Source organism: Cohnella ginsengisoli (assembly GCF_029525555.1).
Lineage (GTDB): Bacteria > Bacillota > Bacilli > Paenibacillales > Paenibacillaceae > Cohnella > Cohnella ginsengisoli.
Genome location: NZ_JAPDHZ010000003.1, coordinates 174,873 through 200,621, shown reverse-complemented (window position 1 = coordinate 200,621; position 25,749 = coordinate 174,873). Strand labels below are relative to the sequence as shown.

General features: G+C 60.6%; 14 protein-coding genes and 2 pseudogenes. 11 read left to right on the top strand and 5 right to left on the bottom strand.

The window, feature by feature from the left end; all coding sequences use genetic code 11:
- The first annotated feature begins 16 nt into the window (after positions 1–16).
- From OMP38_RS12040 to OMP38_RS12010, 7 genes and pseudogenes are all read left to right on the top strand, one after another.
- Positions 17–1,360 carry an MATE family efflux transporter gene (locus tag OMP38_RS12040; RefSeq protein ID WP_277565394.1) on the top strand — a complete coding sequence of 448 codons (1,344 nt, stop codon included), beginning with the start codon at positions 17–19 and terminating at the stop codon, positions 1,358–1,360.
- A gap of 1,391 nt (positions 1,361–2,751) precedes the next feature.
- A complete protein-coding gene (locus tag OMP38_RS12035; protein WP_277565393.1) occupies positions 2,752–5,769 on the top strand; it encodes a glycosyl hydrolase 53 family protein in 3,018 nt (1,005 codons plus the stop codon).
- The gene (locus tag OMP38_RS12030; RefSeq protein WP_277566791.1) at positions 5,693–10,618 is read left to right on the top strand and encodes an Ig-like domain-containing protein; all 4,926 of its coding nucleotides are present in this window, start codon (positions 5,693–5,695) and stop codon (positions 10,616–10,618) included. The genes OMP38_RS12035 and OMP38_RS12030 overlap by 77 nt, the downstream gene beginning before the upstream one ends.
- Before the next feature lie 327 nt (positions 10,619–10,945).
- Entirely contained in the window at positions 10,946–12,307 is a 1,362-nt protein-coding gene (locus OMP38_RS12025) for a beta-L-arabinofuranosidase domain-containing protein (RefSeq protein ID WP_277565392.1), read from the top strand.
- Positions 12,267–12,830: a beta-L-arabinofuranosidase domain-containing protein gene (locus tag OMP38_RS12020; RefSeq protein ID WP_277565391.1), complete on the top strand. Its 564-nt coding sequence runs from the start codon at positions 12,267–12,269 to the stop codon at positions 12,828–12,830. Before OMP38_RS12025 ends, OMP38_RS12020 begins: the two co-directional genes overlap by 41 nt.
- An 18-nt stretch (positions 12,831–12,848) precedes the next feature.
- Positions 12,849–14,378, top strand: a complete 1,530-nt coding sequence (locus OMP38_RS12015) for a glycoside hydrolase family 43 protein (RefSeq protein WP_277565390.1) — start codon at positions 12,849–12,851, stop codon at positions 14,376–14,378.
- Between the two features lie 7 nt (positions 14,379–14,385).
- Positions 14,386–15,360, top strand: a pseudogene (locus OMP38_RS12010) (glycoside hydrolase family 43 protein); the annotation flags it as partial.
- 52 nt (positions 15,361–15,412) lie between these two features.
- Here the strand turns inward: OMP38_RS12010 and OMP38_RS12005 are convergent.
- Complete coding sequence (locus OMP38_RS12005; protein WP_277565389.1) at positions 15,413–15,964, bottom strand: AraC family transcriptional regulator; 552 nt, start codon at positions 15,962–15,964, stop codon at positions 15,413–15,415.
- Entirely contained in the window at positions 15,951–16,313 is a 363-nt protein-coding gene (locus tag OMP38_RS12000; RefSeq protein ID WP_277565388.1) for an AraC family ligand binding domain-containing protein, read from the bottom strand. The genes OMP38_RS12005 and OMP38_RS12000 overlap by 14 nt, the downstream gene beginning before the upstream one ends.
- A 147-nt stretch (positions 16,314–16,460) precedes the next feature.
- Between OMP38_RS12000 and OMP38_RS11995 the strand changes: the two genes are divergently transcribed.
- Positions 16,461–17,954: an alpha-L-fucosidase gene (locus OMP38_RS11995; RefSeq protein WP_277565387.1), complete on the top strand. Its 1,494-nt coding sequence runs from the start codon at positions 16,461–16,463 to the stop codon at positions 17,952–17,954.
- A 205-nt stretch (positions 17,955–18,159) separates the two neighbouring features.
- On the opposite strand, the pseudogene OMP38_RS11990 reads toward OMP38_RS11995, so the two are convergent.
- Positions 18,160–18,524: pseudogene (locus OMP38_RS11990) on the bottom strand (YqcI/YcgG family protein); the annotation flags it as partial.
- A gap of 95 nt (positions 18,525–18,619) precedes the next feature.
- Positions 18,620–19,603 carry an aldo/keto reductase gene (locus OMP38_RS11985; RefSeq protein ID WP_277565385.1) on the bottom strand — a complete coding sequence of 328 codons (984 nt, stop codon included), beginning with the start codon at positions 19,601–19,603 and terminating at the stop codon, positions 18,620–18,622.
- Between the two features lie 202 nt (positions 19,604–19,805).
- Here OMP38_RS11985 and OMP38_RS11980 point away from each other — a divergent pair, with 202 nt between their 5' ends.
- Positions 19,806–20,486, top strand: a complete 681-nt coding sequence (locus OMP38_RS11980; RefSeq protein WP_277565384.1) for a FadR/GntR family transcriptional regulator — start codon at positions 19,806–19,808, stop codon at positions 20,484–20,486.
- Positions 20,483–21,631 carry a galactonate dehydratase gene (gene dgoD / locus OMP38_RS11975; RefSeq protein ID WP_277565383.1) on the top strand — a complete coding sequence of 383 codons (1,149 nt, stop codon included), beginning with the start codon at positions 20,483–20,485 and terminating at the stop codon, positions 21,629–21,631. Before OMP38_RS11980 ends, dgoD begins: the two co-directional genes overlap by 4 nt.
- A 195-nt stretch (positions 21,632–21,826) precedes the next feature.
- On the opposite strand, the gene OMP38_RS36630 is transcribed toward dgoD, so the two are convergent.
- On the bottom strand, positions 21,827–22,912 hold the full coding sequence (locus OMP38_RS36630; protein ID WP_277565382.1) for an AraC family ligand binding domain-containing protein: 1,086 nt from the start codon (positions 22,910–22,912) through the stop codon (positions 21,827–21,829).
- Positions 22,913–23,046: 134 nt separating this feature from the next.
- Here OMP38_RS36630 and OMP38_RS11965 point away from each other — a divergent pair, with 134 nt between their 5' ends.
- Complete coding sequence (locus OMP38_RS11965) at positions 23,047–25,707, top strand: glycoside hydrolase family 78 protein (protein WP_277565381.1); 2,661 nt, start codon at positions 23,047–23,049, stop codon at positions 25,705–25,707.
- Positions 25,708–25,749: the final 42 nt, after the last annotated feature.

The following is a 25,749-nucleotide window of genomic DNA, read 5'->3' as shown; positions in this document are numbered from 1 at the left end:
AAGGAGCGCCCGTACCATGGCGAACGTCCTCAGCAACAACGGACTATGGCAGCTGTCCTGGCCGATCGGGATCGAGCTGCTGCTGCAATTCCTGATGGGAACCGTGGACACGCTGATGGTCAGCCGCATCGGAGACGATGCCGTGTCGGCCGTCGGCGTATCGAATCAGGTGATCCAGACGGCGATGACGCTGTTTACCGTCGTCAATGCCGGCGCCGGCGCCATTATCGCGCGGATGTGGGGGGCGGGCGACTGGGACAGAGCCCGCCAGACCGCGGCGATCGCGTTCAAGATCAATCTGGGGCTTGGATTGGCGGGAGGTCTGTTCTTCGCCTTCGCTTCGGGCATGGTCATGGATGTTATGGGCGTGCCCGGTCAGGTGGGCGATTATGGCGTGACCTACTTGTCGACGGTCGGCGGCGGAATCGTCGTCGTCGCGCTTCATCTGGTCGTCAATACGCTCATTCGCAATATCGGCAATACAAAAGGCCCGATGATCATCACGCTGGGCATGAACGTCGTGCATCTGTGCCTGAACTATACGCTTATATTCGGCATCGGACCGTTCCCGGAGCTGGGCGTCGAGGGAACGGCGATCTCCACGGTCGTGAGCCGGTCGATCGCGCTGGCTTTGTCTTGCTGGCTGCTGTGGCAGTCTTTTTTCCCGCGGATGACGAAGCGGGACTGGCTGCGCACGGACAGGAGACTGCTCCGGGATATATTCGGCATCGGACTGCCAGTCTCGGTCACCGCGACGTCGTGGGGCTTCTCCCAGATCGTGCTGCTCTCGATCGTCTCCTCTTACGGCCAGGCGTCGCTGGCCGCTTATACGTACGTACAGACGATCATGCAGTTTCCCTGGATGATCGCGGCGGCGATCGGCAGCGCGCTCGGCATTCAGGTCGGACAGGGATACGGCGCCGGCCGGCTAAAGCAGGTATACCGCGCGCCATTCCGCGCGATCGTCGCCGGCACCGGACTCGTGCTGGCCGCGAGCGCGGCCATCCGCGTCGGCGCGGAGCCGATCATGCACCTGTTCACCCGCGAGCCGCAGATCGTCGCCCAGGCGATACCGCTGCTGTCGGTCGGCATTCTGTGGCAGCCGCTCCGGGTCGGCGCGTTCTGTCTGTCCAACGCGCTCAACATCGTAGGCGGCGCCCGCACCGTCGCCGTGCTGTCGGTCGTCGGCATGTGGCTGATCTCGACGGGCGGCGCCTATGCGCTCGGCTCGGCGGTGGGCTGGGGTCTGCGGGGCGTCCTGTTCGCGGCGATCGCGGACGAGGCGGTTCGCGGCGCCTTTTTCGCCCGGAGCTGGCTCGGACGAAGGCCTACCGGGGAGCGGACGAGCATGCGGAGCTGACCGGCATTCAGCTTCTTGGCCGCCGAGCGCATGGCGAAGCGCGAATCTGGACCGAAGGGGATATCGTTTCAACCGCGCCGAATGAGACGCTGCCTGGATAAGGCTTCGTTCGCGGCAAGCATAAGCGGCAAGCATAGCGCCTTTTCGCGCCGGACAGCCGGCCGGGCGCACGAACGGTGCACGGCGCTTCGAGAGGTCACCAAAAGAGCGGAGAATTCCGCTCTTTTTGGACATTTCAGAAAGTATAAAAATCGGTGTTGGATGCTGCCCGATTTCAGTTTGCTTCAGCAGCAGCCCAAGAGACGGCTTCACCGAGCGTTTGCCGAAGGATTCTCGGGTAGAAACGAACGAATACGCTCGCACTGTCGCCCCGCCGCAAAAGTCTCGGTTAAAAACAAACTAGCCATCCTGCGCCATCGCGGGGTCGTCGAAGTTCTGTTTAGGAACAAACTGACCCTCTTGCGCCATCGCGCGGTCGTTGAAGTCTCGGTTAGGAACAAACTAGATTTTTTAATAGGATGTACCAGGAGGAGATCAAGCGCAATTGTGCTCGATCTGGACACGGATAATCCGGGAGCCGGGAGCCGGGAGCCGGGGCGATAAGTGTTGAAAAGCAATTAATCGGCGCGCTGATCGGGGCTGGGGAGGAAATAAGTGTTCAACCGCATTTAATTTGTTCAAGACCGGGCCATAGCTTTCGAAAGTGGGAATTTAATTGCGCTTCAACACTTATTTGGGCTAATAACGTCGTGACTAAAGGAAATAAATGCGTTTCAACAGCTATTGCATATAGGCCGCGAGCGTGAGGTCGTCAAGCCCGTCAAGCCCGCCAAGCCCGCCAAGCCCGCCAAGCCCGCCAAGCCCGCCAAGCCCGCAGACCTGCATTGTTCAAGGTTAAATATGGAGGCATATCGGCGCCTCTCGCATCGTCGCGCAATGCGAGAGGGGGATAAAAAAATCACATTCGCACAGGCTTTTCAGCCGATTGGACAAGCCGAAGAGGAAGTTTCTGCAAATTAACATCCATTTTGCTGAGGCGTTAGAAGGACGCTAACAAATCCTAATCCTTCGCGTATTCTGATCGCGCACAGGCATCGTCACTCAATCGCACCTCGCTGGCGGGCGCTTCCGGAGGCATTGGCGCGGTTGGTTGTGCGTTCATGCGCTCGCGGGCTGCCCGCTGATCGTGCACGCGCTTGATGCAAGGACCGTCAGGGCGATCTTCCCTGAAGGGTTTACTTAGTTGTCCGAATACGCGTGACCATTTCAGGAGCATCTGTGAAAAACGAAGGAAACCGTAGGTTTGTGGGGGCGGCGCAATTTCCGGAACGTGCTAGAATTTTTTAATGCAAGCGCTTTACATACTTGACGACAGGGGAGATAAGCAAAAAATGAAAAGAACGAGAAGCTGGGCGTACGTATTGATCGCCGCTCTTGTATGTTCTTTGATGCTCGGCAATGTCGGGCCGCTCGGCGCCGCTCCCGCCTATGCGGCGGAGCCGTCGAACGCGAACCTCGACTTCGAGTCGGGCTCGCTGGACGGCTGGACGACGTCCGGCGCCGCGGCCGCGCAGACGACGGACAAGCATGGCGGGAGCTACTCCGCCAAGCTGACGGCTGCGGGCAGTACGATGACCCGCACGATTGCGGGCATCGAGCAGGGCAGCTATACGCTGTCCGCTTGGGTCAAGGGCGCGACGAGCGGCAACAGCGCCTATATCACTGCGACCGAGACCGGCGGTCCCGACGCGCGCTCGCTGGTCGACGTCTACATCAGTCCGACCGAGTGGAGACAGATCTCCATTCGCAACGTGCTCGTGTACAACGGCCAGGTCAAGCTGACGATCGCTTCGGGCAACGGCAACAATCTTGCCGTGGACGACATTCAGCTGACGCTGGACAGCAGCGATGAGAATCCGCTGTCCAACTGGAACTTCGAAGCGGGCGACCTGAGCGGCTGGACGGTCGACAAGGGGACGGTCGCGGCTGGCACTAGCGCGGATACCGGCACGACAGCCGCCGTACTGAGCGCGGATGCGCAGCTCAGCCAGACGGTGAGCGTCAAGCCGAACACGACTTATATCGCGACCGTTCGCGCCAAGGTCGACCGTCAGGATGCGTGGGAGACAATCTATCAAAAAAATTACCTGGGCAACACGGGACAACTCGTCAATGTAACGTCATACGGCGACCGGGTCAACCTCGGGGTCAAGACGGCGGACGGCACGGTGCTGCGGCAGGCGCCCTCCGGCACGGCCGGGTATTCGCTGCTGACGCTCCGGTTCAAGACGGGACCGAACGACGCTCAGGTGACGCTCTATGCCAATACGATCAAGAACGCGGACTACGTCAAGAGCGTGACGACCTACACGTCGGACGGCGCGAACGGCAGCCGCGACCAGTGGCAGGGCAACGGTACGGACAAGGCGTACGTGGACAACTTCGACCTGTTCGCCATCGACAATACGACGGTCAAAGGGGCGGACGTCTCCTTCCTGCCAATCATCGAGGACAACGGCGGCAAGTACTTCGCCAACGGGGTCCAGCAGGACTGCCTGACCATTCTGGCCAACCACGGCGTCAACGCGATTCTAGGCATGTTGTTCGTGCGCGCGGGCAACCCCGTGTACGATCAGAGCCCCGTCAAGCAAATGCAGTATACGGACTATACCGACGAGGACGGCAATCCTTTCCCGTACACGATGCAGGCGGGCTACTTCGACAAGACGCACGCCCTGGCGCTTGCGCAGCGGGCGAAGGCGCTTGACATCGGCTATATGCCGAGCTTCCACTTCAGCGATGCGTGGATGAGCGCGGGCAAGGCGTTCACGCCTTACGACTGGATGTACAAGGATGCGTCCGGCAAGCTCGTCGACCAGTCGCTCGACGAGATGACGACGACGATGTACAACTACGTCTATGATTTCATCAAGGGTCTGGTCGAACAGGGCACCGTCCCTATGGGGGCCAAGATCGGCAACGAACAGGACGGCGGCATCGCCTGGCCGAATGGCAAGGGCTATTCTTCCGCCGGCTACAAAGCCTTGATTAACTCGGCTTACGATGCGGTGCACGATGCCGCGCCCGGCGTTAGCGCCTTTATTCATACCAATAACGGCTATACGCCTTCCAACTCCAATACGCAATTCGGCACCTTCCGCACGAACGGGGTCAAGTTCGACGGACAGGCGTACTCGCTTTACGGCGGTCACACGTCAGACGCGATTCCGTGGATGCTGACGAACAACATCGAGAAGTTCCCCGACAAGGACTACCTGGACGTGGAGACCGGGTACGCCTTTACGAAGTACAATCCCGACTGGGCCGACGAGAGCGGCTCGATGGGGCAATCGAGCTACTACGCGATCGCCAATCCGAACGGCCAGTACAATTGGCTGCTCGACTATATGCAGGCGATGCGGGAAGTAGCCAATCCATACGACCGGATGCGCGGCTTTTTCTATTGGGAGACCGATTGGATCGTCGTCGAAGGCGCCGGCGCCAGCACGCGCGGGCCAAATACGGTCGACCGCCGCACGATGTTCAACAACGGCGACCCGTCGATCAAGGAAATGGGCAGCCTGGCGAACGGCAAGATGGGCGATATGATGGACAGCATGTACGCGTATCTGTGGAGAGGGCACGCCAAAAACAAGCCGGCGACGATGCTGTCGCCGCTGCAGGGGTTCGGCACGTACGCCGTCACGAAGACGGCGCCTACCGGCATCTCGCTGAACAAGACGTCGCTGACGCTTGCGGCAGGCAATACCGAGCGTCTGCTGCCTGCGATCGCGCCGGACTCCAACGCTTCGGCGGAAAAGCTCGTATTCGACAGCACGCTCGCGTGGACCTCCAGCGATCCGTCCGTCGCGACGGTGAACGAAGCCGGCTATGTAACCGCGAAGTCTGCGGGCACTGCCGTAATCACGGCGAAGACAATCGTCGGCGGACTCACCGCGACATCTGCCGTGACAGTCGAAGCCGCATCCAAAGTCGGAGCAGGCAATCTGACCCTTACCGTAGGAGGCGCGGCCCCCCGGAAGCGAGATCAGCGCCAAAGTATGGGACAAGCTCGTACTGAAGGGCCTCCTGCCGGCCGGCGCGACCGACCAGCATATCGTTTTCAAGTCCAGCGATCCGTCAGTAGCTTCGTTCCTGGGCGAATTCTGGCAGTCCTCCGCACCGGGCACATTCTACCAGCAATCGAATGTCACGCAAAACGTGAAGCTGAACGTCAAGCGCGACGGCACGACGATCGTCAGCGCGGCTGCCGCGGACGGCACGGCGATCGCTTCGTTCACGCTGAACGCGACGAAGGTACCCGTCTCCGCCGTGACGCTGGACAAGACGAGCGCGACGGTCAGTCTCGGGCGCACGCAGCAGCTGAAGGCGACCGTGGCTCCGGCTAACGCGAGCTTTGCGGAAGTGACCTGGTCGTCCTCGGACACGAGCGTCGCGACGGTCGATGCGAACGGGCTCGTGACGACGCTGTCGACGGGCACGACGACGATTGCGGCCGCCTCGGTCGACAATCCGTCGATCAAGGGAACCGCGGTCATCAACGTCGTACCGGTCATGGTGACGGGACTGATGCTCGACAAGTCCACGCTGAATCTGATGATCGGGACGACCAAGCCGATTACGGCCGCTGTCATGCCCGCTGACGCCTACAACAAGAAGATCGTCTGGAGCTCCTCCGACGAATCGATCGCGACGGTAGACGCATCGGGCCGCGTCACGGGCCATCTCGCAGGGACGGCTGTCGTGACGGCCGTTACCGATGACGGCGGATTCACGAAGACGCTGACGGTGAACGTTCAATCGACGCCGGTAGCGGTCACCGGCATTGCGACAGACAAAGCCGCCTTTTACTTTGCATCCGATGCCTTCTCGACGACGAATCCGTCCGCCGTGCTGCCTTCGGTTCAACTGAAGGCTGCGATTGCGCCGGAGGATGCGACGAATCTGGACGTCGAGTGGAAGAGCAACAATCCGTCCATCGCTACCGTGGACGCCTTCGGCGTCGTGACGGCTCGCAAGCCGGGCGTCGCGTTCATCACGGCAACTTCGAAGGACGGAGGCTTCGAGGCCAGGACGGCCGTCTACGTGCCTTCGATCAGCGAGAGCTTCGACAACCGGGCGCTCGCGGACAACTGGTCCGTTAGCGCAGGCTCGGCCGCGGCCATTCCTGCCGCGGTAGCGACGCCCCCGGGCTACGCCGGCCAACTGCTGCAGTTCTCGGCGGGCGGCAGCGGGGCTCGGGCGGCCTACAAGAGCCTGAATATCGCCAACAACAAGATCGTGCTTGACTTCGACTGGAATGTCGGCTCGCCGGCAGCCGGTACGGGACAGCTCCGTATTCAGGATGGCGCCCACAATAATTATTTGACGCTTGGCGTCCCCACGGGCGCATCGAGCACGCTGCAGTACAGCACGAGCGCAACGCTCGCGGCCAATACGCCGCTGTCGGGCAGTGCGGTTGCGGCGAGCGGATTCAACACCGCGAGCACCATGTACAACGTGCGTATCACGCTGGATATGACGGCGAAGAAGACTTCGTTCACGCTGACGAACAAGTCGACGGCGCAGACGACGACGGTCGCCGACCTGCCGTTCGCGCCCGGAACCAGCTTCGACGGCAAGCTGGGCTATCTGGAGCTGTACGCGACGCGCAACGCAGGCGGCAGCATGAACTGGAACACGCAGTTTGACAACTTCAACGTCTATGCAGCAGCGCCGACGGCATCGTCGGTCAGCCTGAACCGCCCGACGGTCAGTCTGCTTGATATTCCGGGGACGCCGGGCAATACGTTCCAGCTGAAAGCCACCGTCAACCCGAATGTGGAGGGCGTGGATCAGGCGGTAACCTGGTCGACGAGCGACGAAGCGATCGCAACGGTCAGCCAGTCGGGTCTTGTGACCGCCGTCAGCGACGGCATCGCGACCGTTACCGCGACGGTCGTCTCCAATCCGTCCCTCTCGGCGACGGCAGGCGTCAGCGTCCATCCGATCATCCCGGTAGAAGCGATCGGCATTCAGGACGATCATGGCACAGCCATCGACGAGACGACCGTCAATGTCAAAACGGGCGATGCGAAGCAGCTCAAGGCGGTGCTGAATCCGTCCGTGGCGGACGTTCGCAGCCTGACGTGGAGCTCGTCCGATCCGGCCGTCGCTTCGATCGATCACGACACGGGCCTGCTGACGGCGCTGGCCGCGGGAGATACGGTCGTCACGCTGACCGTTGACGCCTATCCGGACTTCGGCGGCTATACGGGTTCGACTTCCTTCAACCTGCATGTCACGGGTCCGGCCGTGCTGATCGTGACCGGCTTGCAGTCCGCGATCGCCGATGCGATCGCAGCCAAGACGCTGCCGGACAATGGCTATACGGCCGACAGCCTGAGCCGATACAAGACTGCGCTCGAAGCGGCGCAGACCGCGTTGACGCAAGCGCAGACCGAGCTTTGGGACGCATCGCATCAGCCGGAGATCGACGGACTTGCCGCTGATTTGCAGGCAGCTGCCGCAGCGCTTGCGCTCGATCAGTCGGCTCCCGTGGAGGCCGTAACGGTAAGCCCGGGCGCGCTGACGCTTACAGTCGGTCTGTCCGGCCAGCTCGTGGCCGAAGTGCTGCCCGTCTATGCCGGCGACAAGCGGCTCGCCTGGTCTTCGGACAATGAAACGATCGCCGTCGTCGACGCATCGGGACGGGTGACCGCCCTGGCACCGGGCACGGCGCATATCGAGGCGAAGGCGTTGAACGGCGGCGTCGTCGGGACCACAACGGTCACCGTCGCGTCCGATCTCTCGAGCGGCTATGCCGCCAACGGCGGCGCCGTGTCGGCGAGCAAGTCCAAGAGCGGCTATACGCCGTCGAATCCGATCGCAAATGCGTCGACGATGAACCCGGCGGGCGCGGCGTGGACGACAGGCGGAAATCTTCAGACGACGACGACGCCGGAGTTCTGGCAGATCGATCTCGGCAGCACGGCTCGCATCGACAATGTCAAGATGAACTTCTGGCAGACGATGAAGTACAGTCTGCTCGTCTCCGACGACAGCGTGAACTGGACGACGGCTTATGACAACAGTCAAAGCTACGGCGGCGATACCGCAGCCATATTCGACGTGCAGCTGCCGGCGGCGACCTACGGTCGATACATCCGTCTGAACATCTACGGCGTATCGACGACGAAGGACTGGGTGGGCGTCACCGTCTTCCAGGCGAACGGAGCTTTCGTTCCTGCGCCGGAAAGCGTCACCGCCAACAAGTCCCAGGCTTCGCTCGAGATCGGAGCGACGCTGCAGTTGAATGCGCAGGTCACGCCGGCATACGGCGATCCTCGTCTGACCTGGTCGTCGAGCGACGATGCGGTGGCGACCGTCGATGCGACTGGCCATGTCACGGCGATCGGGGCAGGTTCGGCGGTCATCGAGGCGACGACGGTGAACGGCAAGAAGGCAGAGGTAGCCTTGACGGTCGTAACCGAGATCGTACCGGTGACGGGCGTCAACGTAGATCAGGAGCCGTTCAGTCTGATCGCAGGCACTGCGGGTCAGGTTACGGCGACGATCATGCCGGCCGAAGCGACGAACAAGACCGTCGTATGGACGTCCAGCGACACGTCGGTCGCGACGGTGGGTGCCGACGGTAAGGTTACCGCGAAGGCACCGGGCACGGCGACGATCACGGCGACGACCGAGGACGGCGGCTTCACGGCGACGACGACGGTGACGGTCACGAAATCGACGGACCCTGAACCGGTCGACACGAAGGTGACGGGCGTGAGTGTGGACAAGGCGTCGCTCGATCTCATCGTGGGCGCGACTGGTCAACTGATCGCGACGGTCGCACCGGCCGACGCGACGAACAAGACCGTCGTATGGACGTCCAGCGACACGTCGGTCGCGACGGTGGGTGCCGACGGTAAGGTTACCGCGAAGGCACCGGGCACGGCGACGATCACGGCGACGACCGAGGACGGCGGCTTCAAGGCTGCGGCGACGGTGACGGTGACGGCTCCTGCGGGCGGCGTCAATCCGGATCCGGTCGTGACGTCTCCTCCGGCGTCCGACAATGGCACGCCTGCGACGAACGTCGATGCCGACGGCCGCGTGAAGATCGCAGCCAAGCCGGATGCTACCGGCAATGTCAAAGCTTCGCTCACGGCTGCATCGCTTGCGCAGGCGATTGCCAAGGCGACGAGCGGCAAGCTTCAGATTCAAGTCGATGCTCCGCAGGCTTCCGGCAAGATAGAGGTTGAACTGCCGGTCGGCGAGCTGCTGAAGACGGACGGCACGATCAAGTCGCTGTCGATTCGCAGCGGAGATGTCGATATGACGCTCGCCATCGATGCTTCCGTACTGGGAGCCGATGCGAAAACCTTGAACGTATCGATGGTACCTGCACAGCGTGGAGAGCTGAGCGAGCAGGCGCGGCAGTTGGTGGGCGATCGTCCTGTGTACGATCTCGATCTTCGCGTCGACGGCGAGAAGGTGTCTTCCTTCGGCTCGAAGGGCGCTGTCGTCGTATCGATCGATTATACGCTCAAGGCAGGAGAAGACGTCAGCGGTCTGGTCATCTTCTTCATCGGAGAAGACGGTAAAATGGAGCCGGTCAAGCGCAGCGGCTATGATGAAGCGAATGGACGCATCACATTCCGTCCGGCGCACTTCAGCCGCTATGCGGTCGCTTATGTGCCTGTCGCCTTGAAGGATCTGAACGAGGCGCCTTGGGCCAAGTCCATGATTCAATCGCTCGCGGCCAGACAGATCTTGCGCGGAACGTCTACCGACAGCTTCGAGCCGGGCCGTTCCGTGACCCGGGCGGAGTTCCTGCAGATGCTGGTGTCCTCGCTGGGCCTGGACAAGACCGATTTGACGGGCGCGTCGGCATTTTCCGACGTACCGGCAGGCGTCTGGTACGAAAAGGCGGTAGCTTCGGGCGTGCAGCTCGGCATCGTCAAAGGCAGGGCGGACGGCACGTTCGGCGCTCATGAAGCGGTGACGCGGGAGGATATGGCCGTCATGCTGTCCCGCGCGCTTCAGGCGGCCGGACTCGGACTCGGAGATGAAGCGGAATCGGGAGCGGACTTCAACGATCGCTCCGAGATCGCGGCCTATGCGACTGCAGCCGTAGACGATATTCGTCGGGCAGGGCTGATCAACGGGTTCCAGGACGGCAGCTTCGGTCCGAAGCTCCCGACGACCCGCGCCCAGGCTGCGGCAGTCATCTACAAGCTGCTCGGCTTCTGATTCGCTGACTATCGACGTTCGATGCAACAAGCGGCAATTCGTTTGCCATAGACAGGGATTAACCCACCGCCGGCTTTCGGCGGTGGGTCTTCTCTTTTGTGGCGCAAGATGGCGATAAAATGAGCATACGATCGGTAACGGCGAGCGAAGACGAGACTCCCGGTTGCGGACGGGCCGCTGCGGCGCTAACTCGTAAACGTAGGGTAACGAAGTAAAAACTTGCACATTGTAGACGCAAATTTAAACGTCCTATACTGAATTGAAAGCGCAATCAACAAAGTCTCTGCTTCCATCTTTGAATCGCATGCTGCGGGGAGGATAAGCGTTTTGGAACAACTTAAGGGAAAAAGCGTCCTCGTGCGCGATGAGGAGATCAATCGAAGGAAAGCGGCGAACCGTTCCTATTTACTGAAGCTGAACAGCGATCATCTTCTCTTTAATTATCGGCTGGAAGCGGGCCGTTTCGCCGGCCGCGACATTCCGCACGACGCGCATGGAGGGTGGGAATCGCCGGTCTGTCAGCTGCGGGGACACTTTCTCGGCCACTGGCTGTCGGCGGCGGCCATGCATGTCGACGAGACCGGAGACCCCGAGCTGAAGGTGAAAATGGAACTCATCGTCGACGAGTTGGCGGCGTGCCAGCAGGACAACGGAGGGCAGTGGGTCGGTCCCATTCCGGAGAAATACCTGCACTGGATCGCGAGCGGCAAGCAGATCTGGGCGCCGCAGTACAATCTTCACAAGCTCCTCATGGGCCTTGTCGACGCTTATCGATACGGCCTTAACGAGAAAGCGCTCGAGATCGCAGATTCGTTCGCGGACTGGTTCGCGGATTGGAGCGGACGATTTTCCCGGGAGCGATTCGACGACATTCTGGACGTGGAGACCGGCGGGATGCTGGAGGTATGGGCGGATCTTCTGGGCATCACCGGCAAGGAGAAGTACAATACGCTGCTCGATCGGTATTATCGGAGCCGCCTGTTCAAGCCCCTGCTCGAAGGCAAAGACCCTCTGACGAACATGCACGCGAATACGACTATCCCGGAAGTGCTCGGCTGCGCCAGGGCCTTCGAAGTCACGGGCGAAGCGCGCTGGATGGATATCGTGAAAGCCTACTGGAATTGCGCGGTGACGGAAAGGGGCTGTCTGGCGACTGGCGGACAGACGGCCGGCGAAGTGTGGATGCCCAAGCAGAAGATGAAGGCGCGCCTTGGGGATAAAAACCAGGAGCACTGTACGGTCTACAATATGATCCGTCTGGCCGAATTTCTGTTCCGGCATTCGGGAGATCCCGCCTATGCGCAATATATCGAGTACAACCTGTATAACGGTATCATGGCGCAGGCGTACTATCGGGAGTACCCTTTGACCGGCAGCAAGCATGACGATCCTTCGACCGGACTTCTCACCTACTTTTTGCCGATGAAGGCCGGTCTTCGCAAGGATTGGAGCAAGGAGACGGACAGCTTCTTCTGCTGCCACGGAACGATGGTCCAGGCGAACGCGGCTTGGAACCAGGGGCTCTATTATCAAGACGCGGCCGACGGCATCTATGTCTGCCAATATTTCGATTCCGAGTTGAACGCTGATATCGGGGGGGGATGCCGTGCGGATCGTTCAATCCCAGGATCGCATGAGCGGAAGCTTGATGAATTCTTCGATAACCGCAGGCATTCAAGGCATCAATGAGATGACCGCTATTCACGAGAATATGCCGTCGTACCGCAAGCACGATATTGCCGTGCACACGTCCGCGCCGAAGGAATTCGCGATTCACTGCCGGATTCCGGAATGGATCATGTCGGAGGCGAAGATTTACGTCAACGGCAGTCTTCAGGAAAACACGGCGGAAAGCGGCCGCTTCTACGCCATTCGCCGAACCTGGATGGACGGGGACCAAGTAAGCGTCATCCTGCCGATCGGAATCCGCTTCGTACCGCTCCCGGACGACGGGAGCATCGGTGCATTCCGGTACGGCCCGGAGGTGCTGGCCGGGATCGGCGAGACTGAACGGATTCTGCATGCCGAAAAGGACGACATCGCGTCCGAGGTCGAAATGGAAAACGAGCGCGAGTGGGGAAGCTGGCGATTCTTTTTCAAGACGGTCAATCAGGACCCCGCGATTCCAATGAGACGCATTCGGGATATCGGGTATGAACCGTTCCAGATTTACTTCAAAGTGAAAGGGCGATCAACGGCCAACCATTCATAAATACGAAGGGAGATCGCTATGCATACAACCGTCGCCAATCCGATCCTCTGGGCCGACGTCCCGGACGTCAGCGTCATCCGGGTCGGTTCCGTCTACTATATGGTCAGCACCAGCATGCATTCGATGCCCGGCTGTCCAATCATGAAGTCAGAGAATCTGATGCACTGGGAGCTCGTGGGCTACGTTTTCGACAAGCTGGAGGACAATGACGCCCACAATCTGATCGACGGCAAGGGCATATACGGCAACGGATCGTGGGCCGCGAGCCTTCGGTACCGTGAAGGCATGTTCTACGTCGCCTTCAGCTGCAACGACATGAACCGGTTTTACATTTACAGGACGTCCAATATCGAGAAGGGTCCCTGGGAGCGCTCCGTCATCGAGGGGCTGCATCACGATCCGAGCCTGCTGTTCGACGACGACGGACGCGTATACGTCATCTACGGCAACGGCGACATTCGCATCCAGGAGTTGACGGACGATGCATCGGCCCTTCGGGAGGGCGGGATCGATCGGCTGTTGTTCGAGACGGAGCGCGACGGCATCGGTCTGCGCTGCGAGGGCTGCCATGCTTACAAACTGAACGGCTACTATTATCTGTTTTTCATCGAATGGCCGAGCGTCGGCAACCGGCGCCGGCGGCAGATTGTCTACCGATCGCGGGAGCTACTCGGACCCTACGAGCGCCGCATCGCGCTCGACGACGATCTGGGCTATCGCAACAACGGCGTCGCCCAAGGCGGCATCGTCGATACGCCGGCAGGCGATTGGTACGCGGCGCTGTTCCAGGACCGCGACGCCGTCGGCCGGCTTCCATGCGTCGTGCCGATGCGCTGGGAGGACGACTGGCCGGTGTTCGGCGAGGCTGGCCAGGTACCCAAGACGTTCGAGGTGCCGCTGCCGGACTCCGCGCCCAAGCCGCTCGTGATCGGCGACGAATTCGATTATACGGACAACAAGCTCGCGCTGAACTGGCAGTGGAACCATAACCCGGACGACAGTCTCTGGTCGGTGACCGAGCGCCCGGGCTGGCTGCGGCTGGCGACGGGACCGATCGCCGACCGGATCGAGCGGGCCCGCAATACGCTGACGCAGCGGACGGAAGGTCCGACCTGCGCCGGGGAGACGGTGCTGGACGCGACCGGGATGAAGCCGGGCGATCGCGCCGGCCTGGCCGCGCTGCAGAGCGGCTTCGGCACCGTCGGCATTTGGGCCGGCGAGAGCGGGGAGCGGCGCGTCGCGATGTGCATGCGGGGAGAAGACGGAAGCGAGGAGATCGTCGAAAGCTTGCCGTTCGCCTGCGAGGTCATCCGTTTGAAGATCGATTTTGACTTCAGGGAGAGCGCGGATACGGCAGTCTTTGCTTATGCAGCCGAAGGCGAAGGGTGGAAGACCATCGGCCGTCCCCTGAAGATGAAGTATACGCTGGATCACTTCATGGGCTACCGGATCGGCTTGTTCAACTATGCGACCCGCCAGCGCGGCGGCTTCGCGGACTTCGATTATTTCCGCTATGCCAAGGGCGGACCTATCCATGAAATGGAGTGAACCTCGAATGAACCAGGCTCCGAAGCCGAATCAACCGCTCGTGACCCATATTTACACGGCGGATCCGTCCGCGCACGTATTCAACGGGCGTATCTATGTTTACCCTTCGCACGATCTCGACCATGACGGCGAGAGCAACGACAACGGCGACCAATACCGGATGGAGGATTACCACGTCCTGTCCTTGGACAACTTCGATTCGCCGGTCGTCGATCACGGCGAAGCGCTGCATATTCGGGACGTTCCGTGGGCGTCCAAGCAGATGTGGGCGCCGGATGCCGCGTACAAGAACGGCATGTATTATCTCTTCTTCCCGGCACGCGACCAAGAGGGGATTTTCCGGATCGGCGTGGCGACAGGCGCATCCCCGGAAGGGCCCTTCCAGGCGCAGCCGAACTATATGGAGGGCAGCTTCAGCATCGATCCGGCGGTGCTCGTCGACGATGACGGCCGCAGCTATATGTACTTCGGGGGGCTGTGGGGCGGCCAGCTGGAGAAGTGGCGGACCGGCGAATTCCGGCCGGATCCGCAAGCGCTCGCGCCCGACGCTCCGGCGCTCGGGCCGCGCGTCGCATTGCTGAGCGAAGATATGCTGTCGCTCCAAGGTACGCCGCGGGAGGTCGCGATCCTAGACGAAGACGGTAGCCCGATCCTCGCGGGCGACGAAGACCGGCGCTACTTCGAGGGACCGTGGGTACACAAGCATAATGGCTTGTATTACCTGTCTTACTCGACCGGGACGACGCACAAGCTGGTCTATGCCGTCAGCCGCGATCCGCTCGGACCCTACACCTTCAAGGGGATTATCCTGACGCCCGTTATCGGCTGGACGACTCATCACTCTATCGTCCGGTTTCAGGACAAGTGGTATCTTTTCTACCACGACAGCTCCCTGTCTGGCGGCGTCAATCACAAGCGCTGCGTCAAGTATGCCGAGCTGCGCTACGACGAGGACGGAACGATCCGGACGATCGATCCTTACCCTGAAAAAAGAAAATATCGTCTGACCTCGCCGCAAGACATTCGAGGAGCCGTCACATCGTCGTATCGTCGACCTTGGACGGCTTTTTCTTGCGCGCAGCGCGCGGCGCCGGTTCACGGCTGGCCAGCAATTTATAATGCGTCGGAGACAGACCGGTCGCCGATTTGAACAGCTTGGACAAATAGGAAGTATCGGGAATGCCCGTCCGTTCGCCGATCTCGGACAGCGTGAGATCGGTAGAGGTGAGCAGCCGCTTCACGCTGTCGATTCGTTTGCGGTTGACGTATTGGATCGGCGTCGTGCCGAAGTGCTTTTTGAAGAGGCGAATAAAGGAATTGGGATGCATATGCGTCAAATCCGCCAGCTCCTGGACCGTGATGTTCCGCTGAAAATGATCGTCGATGTAGGTTAGCACGGCGCGGAGGAGGTCGGAGGTTTCGGCGTGCGCGAGCTGGATGTCGATGGGCTCGGAGCGGTCGAGAAAGTATCCGATGAGCCGCAGCAGACAGGCGTTCACATGCAGCGACGAGGACAGTGTATCGGCCCGTTGGAGCCGGAGCATCTCTTTGAACAGATCGGCAGGCAGGCCGTCATCCTCCCGCACGTCGATCATCCAGGGGGAGACGAATCAGGTCGAACAAGTTGATCGTTCCGATTTTCGCCGTAAAGTGGCACCAGAATTTCGTGTACGGCTTGTCGTTAATGGCCGAGTACGATTGTCGGACGCCTTCAGGCATGAGAGCGAGCTGGCCTGGCTTCGGGTAGAGCTCCCGGTCGCCGATCTTCAGCCACCCTTCTCCGTCCGTAATGAAATAAAACTTGTTATAGTCGGGCGTATAATCGATGCCGCGCCAATCGGACCAGACGGGATTAAACCCTAACGCGGTTACGTTGACTTGCAAATTGGACAGGTACATCTGTAAAAGCCGTTTGCGAGAGAGCTGGTTATTCATATCATTCACCTGCAAGGATGGTTAGTTTTATACAAGCAATGGTTAGGTTTGTATCTTCTTCAGGATAGCATACCGGTGCTACCATGGGTCTGTCTCCATTTGAAGCGGGACTGTCTCAATAGGAATCGATAACCGGAGGTGCTTGCGTTGAAAGCTGATTTGGAAAACGGACCGTTCAAACCGACGTTCGATTCTTTAAGGACCTTCGCGTGTCCGGCATGGTTCAGGGATGCGAAGCTTGGCATTTGGTCCCATTGGGGCCCGCAGTCCGTCCCGATGTTCGGCGACTGGTACGCCCGTAATATGTATATCGAAAATACGGACCAATATCGCCACCACGCCCGCGTGTACGGACATCCGTCCGGATTCGGCTACAAGGATATCGTTCAGCGCTGGAAGGCCGAGAAGTTCGATCCCGACGCCTTGATGGAGCTGTATGCGGAAGCGGGCGCCAAGTACTTCGTCGCGCAGGCGATGCACCATGACAACTTCTTTAATTACGACTCCAAATTGCATAAGTGGAATGCGGCGCAGGTGGGACCGAAGAAGGACATCGTAGCCCTGTGGAGAGCCGCGGCTTTGAAGAAGGGCTTGCCTTTCGGTCTGACCGAGCACATGGGGGCGACCTTCAGCTGGTTTGCGCCGAACAAAGGCAGCGATAAAACGGGGCAGTATGCCAATGTTCCTTATGATGGCAACGACCCGGCTTACGAAGATTTGTACTTGCCCAATAGAGAGCACTACGACCCGAACAAAGGCATGTGGGACCTGGAGCCCTGGTATACGACGAACGAAAGCTGGCACCGGCATTGGCTGGCGGTCATGAAAGAGCTCATCGATCAATATGAGCCGGATCTGCTCTACTCCGACGGCGCCCTGCCCTTCGGGAGAATCGAGGAGAGCGCGACGGAGTCGGACGAGGCGGTCGCGTTCGAAGCCGGGCTGGAGGCGATCGCCTACTTGTACAATAAGAGCGCAAGCCTGCACGGCGGGGTTAACCAGGCGGTATACAATCAGAAGGATCGGCGGCAGAGCGTCAATTCCATCGGCATTCTGGATATCGAACGCAGCCAGGAGAGCGACATCAAGCCCGAGCCCTGGCAGACGGACACCTGCGTGGGCGGATGGTTCTATGACGTGCGCGCGGTGTATAAGACGCCGGCGCACGTCATTGAGATTTTGGTGGACATCGTCTCCAAAAACGGCAACCTGCTGCTGAACATTCCGCAGAAGCCGGACGGCACGTTGGACGACGAGTGCACCCATCTACTGCGGGAAATGGCCGCCTGGAGAAGCATCAACGAGGAGGCCGTCTATGGAACGCGCCCGTTTCGCGTATTCGGCGAGGGGCCTTCAAGCGTCGTGATCGACCACTTCAAGGAAGATGCAGTCGATTGGACGCCGGCGGATTTCCGGTTTACGCGGCGCGGCAACATGCTCTATGCCTTCCAGATGCGCTGGCCGGCAGACGGAATCGCGATGATTCGCACGCTGACGGAAGCCGAGCGGGTCAAGTCGGTCAAGCTGCTCGGCGCCGGGGAAGTCCCGTTTGAACAGCCTTACGGAGCGTTGATCGTGCGCCTGCCCGACCGGCGGCCGACGCCGTACGTTCATGCGCTTGCCGTCGAGCTCGAGGAATAGGGAGGGACAGCGGGCACGGACGGCCGACCGATCGTCGCAGATTCCCGTTCATGCGGACAGGAGCGGCTAACGCTTCTACTCCGCATTCTCTTTCTTGATCCCCCGGCGAAAAGGACAGCCCGCCAACGCCGTGTCGTTGTCCCGCAAAAAATGCTTGTACTCGAGATTCCCCCTGCGAGCCGTAAGGCTTCAGTTCGGGATGCGCCGGCGCTTCGTCGTAGGCGGCCAAGCGGGCGCGGATGAACGGAATCGTAGCGGCCGCGCGTGCAGGATGCGCGTGCCAGCGATCCAATACCCAGCGGGGCTTCAAGGCAAGCATGAAAAACGGGAAATGGCGGCTTTGTCGGGATCGGTGCGCCGGCGTCGCACAATAGACGAAGTACCTTTCGTTGTCGAAGCAGTACTCCCACGTCGGCTGTCCGTGTCCTCGGGAATGTCCGCCGGCCATGCCGCATGGTCCATGCCGCTGGCTTCGCTTAACAAGTCCCAGAATTTCGCCTCGTAGGCCAGAACATCCTTTTCGTCCGGTTCTTGTTCAAAAAATACGATCAAAGACGAATAATGGAGCATCTTCCTTTTGCTACAGCATATTGCCTGGGCGCGATAAGGTGACAACAGCCGCGAAAATGACAAGCCGAGCCACTTACAAAGAGGCTCGGCTTGATTTATCCGGAAAACTGGCCGTTATCGAGCAGGGCAAGCTCCTCTTCGCGAAGCGTCAAGTCGCCTGCGCCGAGGCTATCCGCGAGCTGCGATTCGTCCGTCGCGCCTACGACGGCAAAGGCGGGAAGGCGGCGCGAGACGATATAGGAAAGGGCGACCTGCGAGATCGATACGCCCCGATCCGAGGCGATAAGCCTCGCTTGCTCGAACCGGCGCTTATTCGCCGGAAGACTGTACAAGGGCGGCGCCTCATAAGCGGTCCCCGCCCGGGCGGCGGTTTCCATCTTGGCGAACAAGCCCTTGGCCAGCGACGAGTAGGCGAAGAGCGGCAGGCTCGTCTCCGCATGATAACGGTACATCGCCTCGTCCAGCACGACGACGGTCTGATCCTCGATATGCGCCTTATCCAGGCTTGCGAGGCTCCACCATGCCTGATTGGCGGCCAGCGGCGGCAAGCCTTGCTCCGCCGACAAGCGATTCGCCTCCGCGATCCGGTCCGTCTCCCAATTGGAGCAGCCGAAGCTCCTGATGATGCCTTCTTCGACCAGCCTGCCGAGCGAGCCGAGAAGCTCGGCGACCGGGATCGACCGGTCGTCGCGGTGCAGCCAGTACAGGTCGATCGCGTCGACCTGCAGCCGGCGCAGGCTGCCTTCGGCGTCGGCTCTGATGTCGGCCGCTTGAAGTCTGGAGACGTTCATCGCTCCCAGATCCGGATGCCCGCCCTTCGTCGTCACGATCATGCGGCTTCTGTTGCCGCGCGACTTCATCCATTTGCCGATCACGAGCTCGCTCGCGTTCGCCTTGCCCGGCACCCAGCTGCCGTATACTTCGGCCGTATCGACCATGTTGCCTCCGGCATCCGCATAGAGATCCAGCAGCCGCATGGACTGCCGCTCGTCCAGCCGCGTCCCGAGAGGAACGCCGCCCATGACGATGACCGAGCAGGGTTGATCGATGCCGATTATCGGACGTTTACGCATGCTCATCCTTTTACGAGCCTCCTATTTTCGCCATTTGGCAGGAACTTCATTTTGCGATCAACTTGATTATAGCCGCTGCCTGGATCAAATTGAACAAAGTAGATTGCTGCCTGCCGCAAATGCAAGGATTGACAAATCAAGAATAAAGATATTACCTTTATTTATATAAGATCATATCAATTAACGAAATGATGTACGGGAGACGCTGATGAAGAAGCTGGCTCATGAAGAAGTAATCGAGCAAATCCAGGAACAAATCCGCGCCGGAGCGTGGAAGCCCGGCGAACGTCTGCCGACGATGCAGGAGTTGGCGTCGCTGTACGGACTCAGTCTGACAGCAGTGAGAGAAGCGCTGCGCCTGCTCGAGAGCCGTAGCGTCGTCAGTATCGAGCATGGCAGAGGCATTTTCGTCCGCAACGATCCGAGCCTTCTCGAAGATCCGATGGCTCCGATCAAAGGTATGGAGACGCGTTCGCTGCTTGAACTGCTGGAGGCGCGTCTTGCGATCGAACCGGAGCTGGCGGCTTATTGCGCCATGCGGGCGTCTGCGGCCCAGGCCAAGTCGATCCGTGAATGGTCGGATCTGATGGAGGCGAAGATGGAGCGAGGCGAGGATCATTTTCAGACGGACGTCCGCTATCATCAGGAGATCGCCGAAGGCGCAGGCAACCCGCTGCTTGCCCAAATGCTGTCCGTCGTGGCGGATTTGTCGGCGCAAGGGAGGAGGGAGACGGATAAGCTGCCGTATATGCGGGAGAAGGCTGCCTGTTATCATCGATTGATCGCCATCGCGATCCGGGAGCGAGAGGCGGAGCAAGCCAGAACGCTCATGAAGTCTCATATTCAAGATATGATCAATGCCATTCATGCGAAGGGAAGCGGATTATGAAAATTACGGGTATCGAATTGTTTATCGTGCCGCCAAGATGGCTGTTCCTGAAGATCGATACGGATGAAGGAATAACGGGCTGGGGAGAGCCGATCGTGGAAGGCAGAGCGCGCGCGGTGCGAGCCGCGGTCGAAGAGTTGAGCGGGTACCTGATCGGCAAGGATCCGCTCGCGATCGAGGATCATTGGCAGGCCATGTACAGAGGCGGCTTCTATCGCGGCGGTCCCGTGTTGATGAGCGCCATCGCGGGAATCGATCAAGCGCTGTGGGATATTAAGGGGAAATACCACCAAGCCCCCATCTATCAACTGATGGGCGGAGCCTGCCGCCAGAAGATCAAGGTGTATTCCTGGATCGGCGGGGATCGCCCCTCCGACGTGGGGGAAGCCGCGCTGCGCGCGCAGTCCGAAGGCTTCACCGCCGTCAAGATGAACGCGACGGAGGAATTGCAATATATCGATTCGTACGAAAAAATCGACGAAGTGCTGAAGAGGGTGGCTGCGGTCCGCGGAGCCGTCGGTCCGTATTTGGGCATCGGCATCGATTTCCACGGCCGCGTCCACAAACCGATGGCGAAGATTCTGGCCAAGGAATTGGAAGTATTCCGTCCGATGTTCCTCGAGGAGCCCGTGCTTCCGGAGAACAACGAGGCGCTTCGGGAGATCGCGTCCGCTACGAATATCCCGATCGCGACCGGCGAGCGGATGTTCTCGCGGTGGGACTTCAAAAGGCTGCTCGCGGACGGCTACGCCGATATCATTCAACCGGACGTGTCGCATGCAGGCGGCATCACCGAGTGCAAGAAAATCGCGAGCATGGCGGAAGCTTACGACGTAGCGCTTGCGTTGCACTGCCCGCTCGGACCGATCGCGCTGGCTGCTTGCCTGCAAGTGGACGCGACTTGCCATAATGCGGTTATACAAGAGCAGAGCCTGGGGATTCACTATAATCAAGGAAATGACTTGCTCGACTATATGGTCGACTCGTCAGTGTTCAACTACGTGGATGGTTGCGTCACGATCCCGGACGGTCCCGGACTCGGTATCGAGATCGACGAGACGCATGTGCGTAAGATGGCGGAGATCGGACACGACTGGAAAAATCCGATATGGCGCCATCAAGACGGCAGCGTCGCGGAGTGGTAACAGGAAAAACGTGCGTAGAGCACGGCTTCGTAGCCGGGCAATTGCGAGCCGTATTCCCGATAGAGCGCCTCCATGCAAATCCGCCCGTACCTGCCGGACGGCCTGTCGTTCGCCGAAGCCGACGTATGGACGCCGCCGGGCGTCATCCGGGCGGGGTGGTACCGGGAAAAGACGGAACCGTCCGTGTGCGTGCCCTTATTCCGGCGGGGATGGACGCGCGATTGTCTCTCCGAATCGGCGGCATGACGATCGAACGCGTGCTGAAGCCCGGAGAGAACGAATGGTCGACGGGATGAATGGGCCTGCGATTTCCCAATTGCGGCGCCTGGGTCCGCAAGCGGGCCCTAAATCGCGATAGGCGCAACAATAAGGGCTGTCCAGTCCGTTCGGACAACAGATTAGAACGCCCCCGCCATCCGCCTCCGATACTGCCCCGGCGTAACGCCCTCGATGCGCTTGAACACGTGCGTAAACGACTGCGTGTCCCGGTAGCCGACCATGCCCGCGACGGCGTCGAGCTTCAGGCGCGCGTCGCGAAGAAGCTGGCAGGCGGTCAGGACGCGCTGGCGCTGGACGAACGCGTGGAAGGTCTGGCCGGTATGCCGGACGAACAGCCGCTGGAAGTGCCGTTCGCTTAGGCCGAACCGCTCCGCGGCCTGGCGCTGCGTCAGCGGCTCGGGCGCCTGCTCGCGAACGTAGGCGACGGCTTCGCCGAAGTCGAGGACGGCGGCCGCGGGGGGATTCGGCGCCGGCCGCTTTTTCGCGCAGCCGCGTCCATTCGATCAGAATCTGCGTCAGCAGCGCGGTCAGCATCGCGGAGGCGCCCGGACGAAGGGCGGCATGCTCCTCGTGGATTCGCTCGAAAAGCGGTTCCAGGGCGAGCCGCTTGTCCTTTGCGATGCCTGCTTCCTTGGCGTCCTCGATCTGCGCCGCCACGATCTTGTCGAGCATGAGCTCGGGCGCCGTCATGGCGATCTCCGTGAGGAGGGAAGGCGCGAACACGACATTGTAGACGACCAGCCTGCTGCGTTTGTCCGCGGAATAGGGACGGAAGACGTGCGAGCGGCCGACGGGCAGGACGAACAGATCGCCGCGGGTCGCGGGCACGACTTGTTCGCCGATATATTGGTAGCCGGCTCCTTCGGCGACGTAGTTCAGTTCGATAAAGTCGTGCTCGTGCAGCGCCGAGTCGACGAAATTTTCCTCGATGCGATTGACGTAGACGCGAAGGTCGCCGCGGAACAGATCATTGCCTCTCAGCGTATATTGGGACTTCTTCACGGCATGCTCCCCTTTCGTTCAAATGTCTATTTTACCACTCCAAATTGTCCGATTCACCTATGTAATTGCCGACGAGAGCGCTTTAAACTGCAATCAGGATCGGCAATTCACCGACGGTATGGGGGAATGAACGAATGGCGGAGATCGAAGTATACGGACTGTCCTGCAACAACAGGTCGAACCCGATGGGCATCGGCGACAAGTCGCCGCGGCTGGGCTGGAAGCTGCGCTCTGAGCGGCGCGGGGTCGTTCAGGAGGCGTACCGCATCCAAGTCGCGGAGGATGCCTCGTTCGAAGGCGGGCTCGCCTGGGATACGGAACGGATGTCCGGCGAACGTGCGGTTGCCGTGCCTTACGAGGGGGGAGCCGCTGCGTTCGCGAACGCGGTACTTCTACCGGGTGAAGGTTTGGGCAACCGGGGCCAGGAGTCCGAATGGAGCGCGTCAGCTTATTTTGAGACGGCGCTCTTGTCCGGCGAGGCGTGGGCGGGAGCCGAGTGGATCTCCCATACGCTGCCCGCGAACGAAGAGGAACATGAACCGATTGCGTATTTGCGCAAATGCTTCCGTCTGGATCGGCCGGTTGCCTCCGCCCGCATATATGCGACGGCGCTCGGCATGTATCGGTTGTTCGTCAACGGGGAGGCGGCCGACGATTCGCATCTGAATCCGGGATGGACCAGTTACGGGCATCGGGTGCAGTACCAGACATACGACGTTACCGCGCTGCTGGCAGAAGGAGTCAATGCGCTCGGCTTGATGCTCGGGAACGGCTGGTACCGGGGCAGACTGGGCTGGCAAAAGACAAGTAAATATGGCGATACGAGAGCCGCGCTTGTATGGCTGCATGTGCGGTATGCCGACGGCACCAAGTCCGTCGTCGGCTCGGACGGAAGCTGGCTGGGGAGCGACGGCGCGCTTCGCTGGTCCGAACTTTACGACGGCGAGCATTACGATGCGAGGCTGGCGCGGAAAGATTGGTCGCTGCCGGCATTCGACGATTCGGAATGGGGAAACGTCTCGCCGTACGCGCATCCGAAGACGGCGCTCGTCGCGCAGGAGAGCGAGCCGGTGCGGATCGTGGATACGATCGTGCCCTTGTCCGTATGGACGACGCCGAGCGGCGAGACCCTGCTCGACATGGGTCAGAACATGGTCGGCTGGGTTCGGTTCACCGTCAGGGCCGAGGCGGGAACGGTCGTGACCGTGCGCCATGCCGAGGTGCTGGACAAGCAGGGCAACTTCTACACGGGCAATTTGCGCTCCGCCAAGCAGACCGTCACTTATGTATGCTCGGGCGAAGGCGAGGAGACGTTCGAGCCGACCTTTTCGTTCCAGGGCTTCCGTTACGTCAAGATCGAAGGCATCCCGCCGGAGCAGGTGCCGGGCCGCTTCGTCGGCTGCGTCCTGACGAGCGATCTGCAGACGGCCGGGCAGTTCCGGTGCTCCGATCCGATGATCAACAAGCTGGCGGACAACATCGTCTGGGGCCAGATCGGCAACTTCGTCGACGTGCCGACGGACTGCCCGCAGCGGGACGAGCGGCTCGGCTGGACCGGAGACGCGCAGGCGTTCGTGCGAGCGTCCACGTATAACCGCAACGTGCAGTCTTTTTTCGCGAAGTGGCTTCGGGATCTGGCCGCGGACCAGCAGCCGGACGGCGGCGTGCCGCATGTCGTGCCGGACGTTTCGATCGCCGGCGCGAATTCGTCGGCATGGGGCGATGCGGCCGCGATCGTACCGTGGGTGCTTTACGAGCGTTACGGCGACGCGCGCGTGCTCCAGGAGCAGTATGCCAGCATGAAGGGATGGGTCGAATACATCCGGGCCCAGGGCGAGCGCGAATTTTTGTGGGACACGGGCTTCCACTTCGGCGACTGGCTCGGGCTCGATGCCAAGGAGAACAGCTATGTGGGCGCGACGCCCAGAGAGCTGATCGCCACGGCCTTCTACGCGCATTCGACCGACCTGCTGGCGAAGTCGGCGGACGTTCTGGGGTATGCGGACGACGCGGTCAAGTACGCCGAGCTGCGCGACAACGTTGCCCGCGCCTTCCGCGCGGAATACGTCACGCCTTCCGGGCGGCTCGCTTCGCCGACGCAGACCGCCTATGCGGTGGCGCTGATGTTCGATCTGCTGGAGGAGGGAACCCGGCAGCAAGCGGCGGACCGGCTCGCCAAGCTGATCGAAGAATCGGGCACCCAGTTGACGACGGGCTTTGTCGGCACGCCTTACCTTTGTCATGTGCTGACCCGGTTCGGCCACGCGGATCTCGCTTACAAGCTGCTGGAGCGGCGCGAGTACCCGTCCTGGCTGTACCCGGTCGTCAAAGGGGCGACGACGATCTGGGAGCATTGGGACGGCATCAAGCCGGACGGCAGCTTCTGGAGCGACGATATGAACTCGTACAACCATTACGCCTACGGCGCGATCGGCGACTGGCTGTTCGGATCGGTGGCGGGCATCGACACGGAAGCGAAGGAGCCGGGATACAAGCGAGTCCGGATCAGGCCGGTGCCGGGCGGTTCGCTGAAATTCGCCGAAGCGACGCTCGAATCCCCCTACGGCGAGATAAGATCGGCCTGGCGGCGCAGACCGGATGGCGGTATCGACTATGAGTTCGAGGTGCCAGCCAATGCCGCCGCGAACGTTCTGCTGCCGGGCGCGAGCAAGGCGAACGCGACGGAGTCCCGACAGCCGCTTGAAGCGGCGGAGGGCATCTCGGACTTGACGGAGACGGAGGCGGGACTTGCGCTCGTCGTCGGCTCGGGTACGTATCGCTTTACGGTTAAGTAGCCTGGGCGGGAAAGTTTCCATCGATGCAGCCCGACTTAGCAA

Bases quoted from the DNA above. Each gene is read 5' to 3' on its own strand.
- OMP38_RS12035 (WP_277565393.1), top strand. From the start codon at position 2,752: ATGAAAAGAACGAGAAGCTGGGCGTACGTATTGATCGCCGCTCTTGTA.
- OMP38_RS11980 (WP_277565384.1), top strand. From the start codon at position 19,806: ATGAAGAAGCTGGCTCATGAAGAAGTAATCGAGCAAATCCAGGAACAA.
- OMP38_RS11965 (WP_277565381.1), top strand. From the start codon at position 23,047: ATGGCGGAGATCGAAGTATACGGACTGTCCTGCAACAACAGGTCGAAC.
- dgoD (WP_277565383.1), top strand. From the start codon at position 20,483: ATGAAAATTACGGGTATCGAATTGTTTATCGTGCCGCCAAGATGGCTG.
- OMP38_RS11985 (WP_277565385.1), bottom strand. From the start codon at position 19,603: ATGAGCATGCGTAAACGTCCGATAATCGGCATCGATCAACCCTGCTCG.
- OMP38_RS12020 (WP_277565391.1), top strand. From the start codon at position 12,267: ATGAATTCTTCGATAACCGCAGGCATTCAAGGCATCAATGAGATGACC.
- OMP38_RS12000 (WP_277565388.1), bottom strand. From the start codon at position 16,313: ATGAATAACCAGCTCTCTCGCAAACGGCTTTTACAGATGTACCTGTCC.
- OMP38_RS12040 (WP_277565394.1), top strand. From the start codon at position 17: ATGGCGAACGTCCTCAGCAACAACGGACTATGGCAGCTGTCCTGGCCG.
- OMP38_RS12015 (WP_277565390.1), top strand. From the start codon at position 12,849: ATGCATACAACCGTCGCCAATCCGATCCTCTGGGCCGACGTCCCGGAC.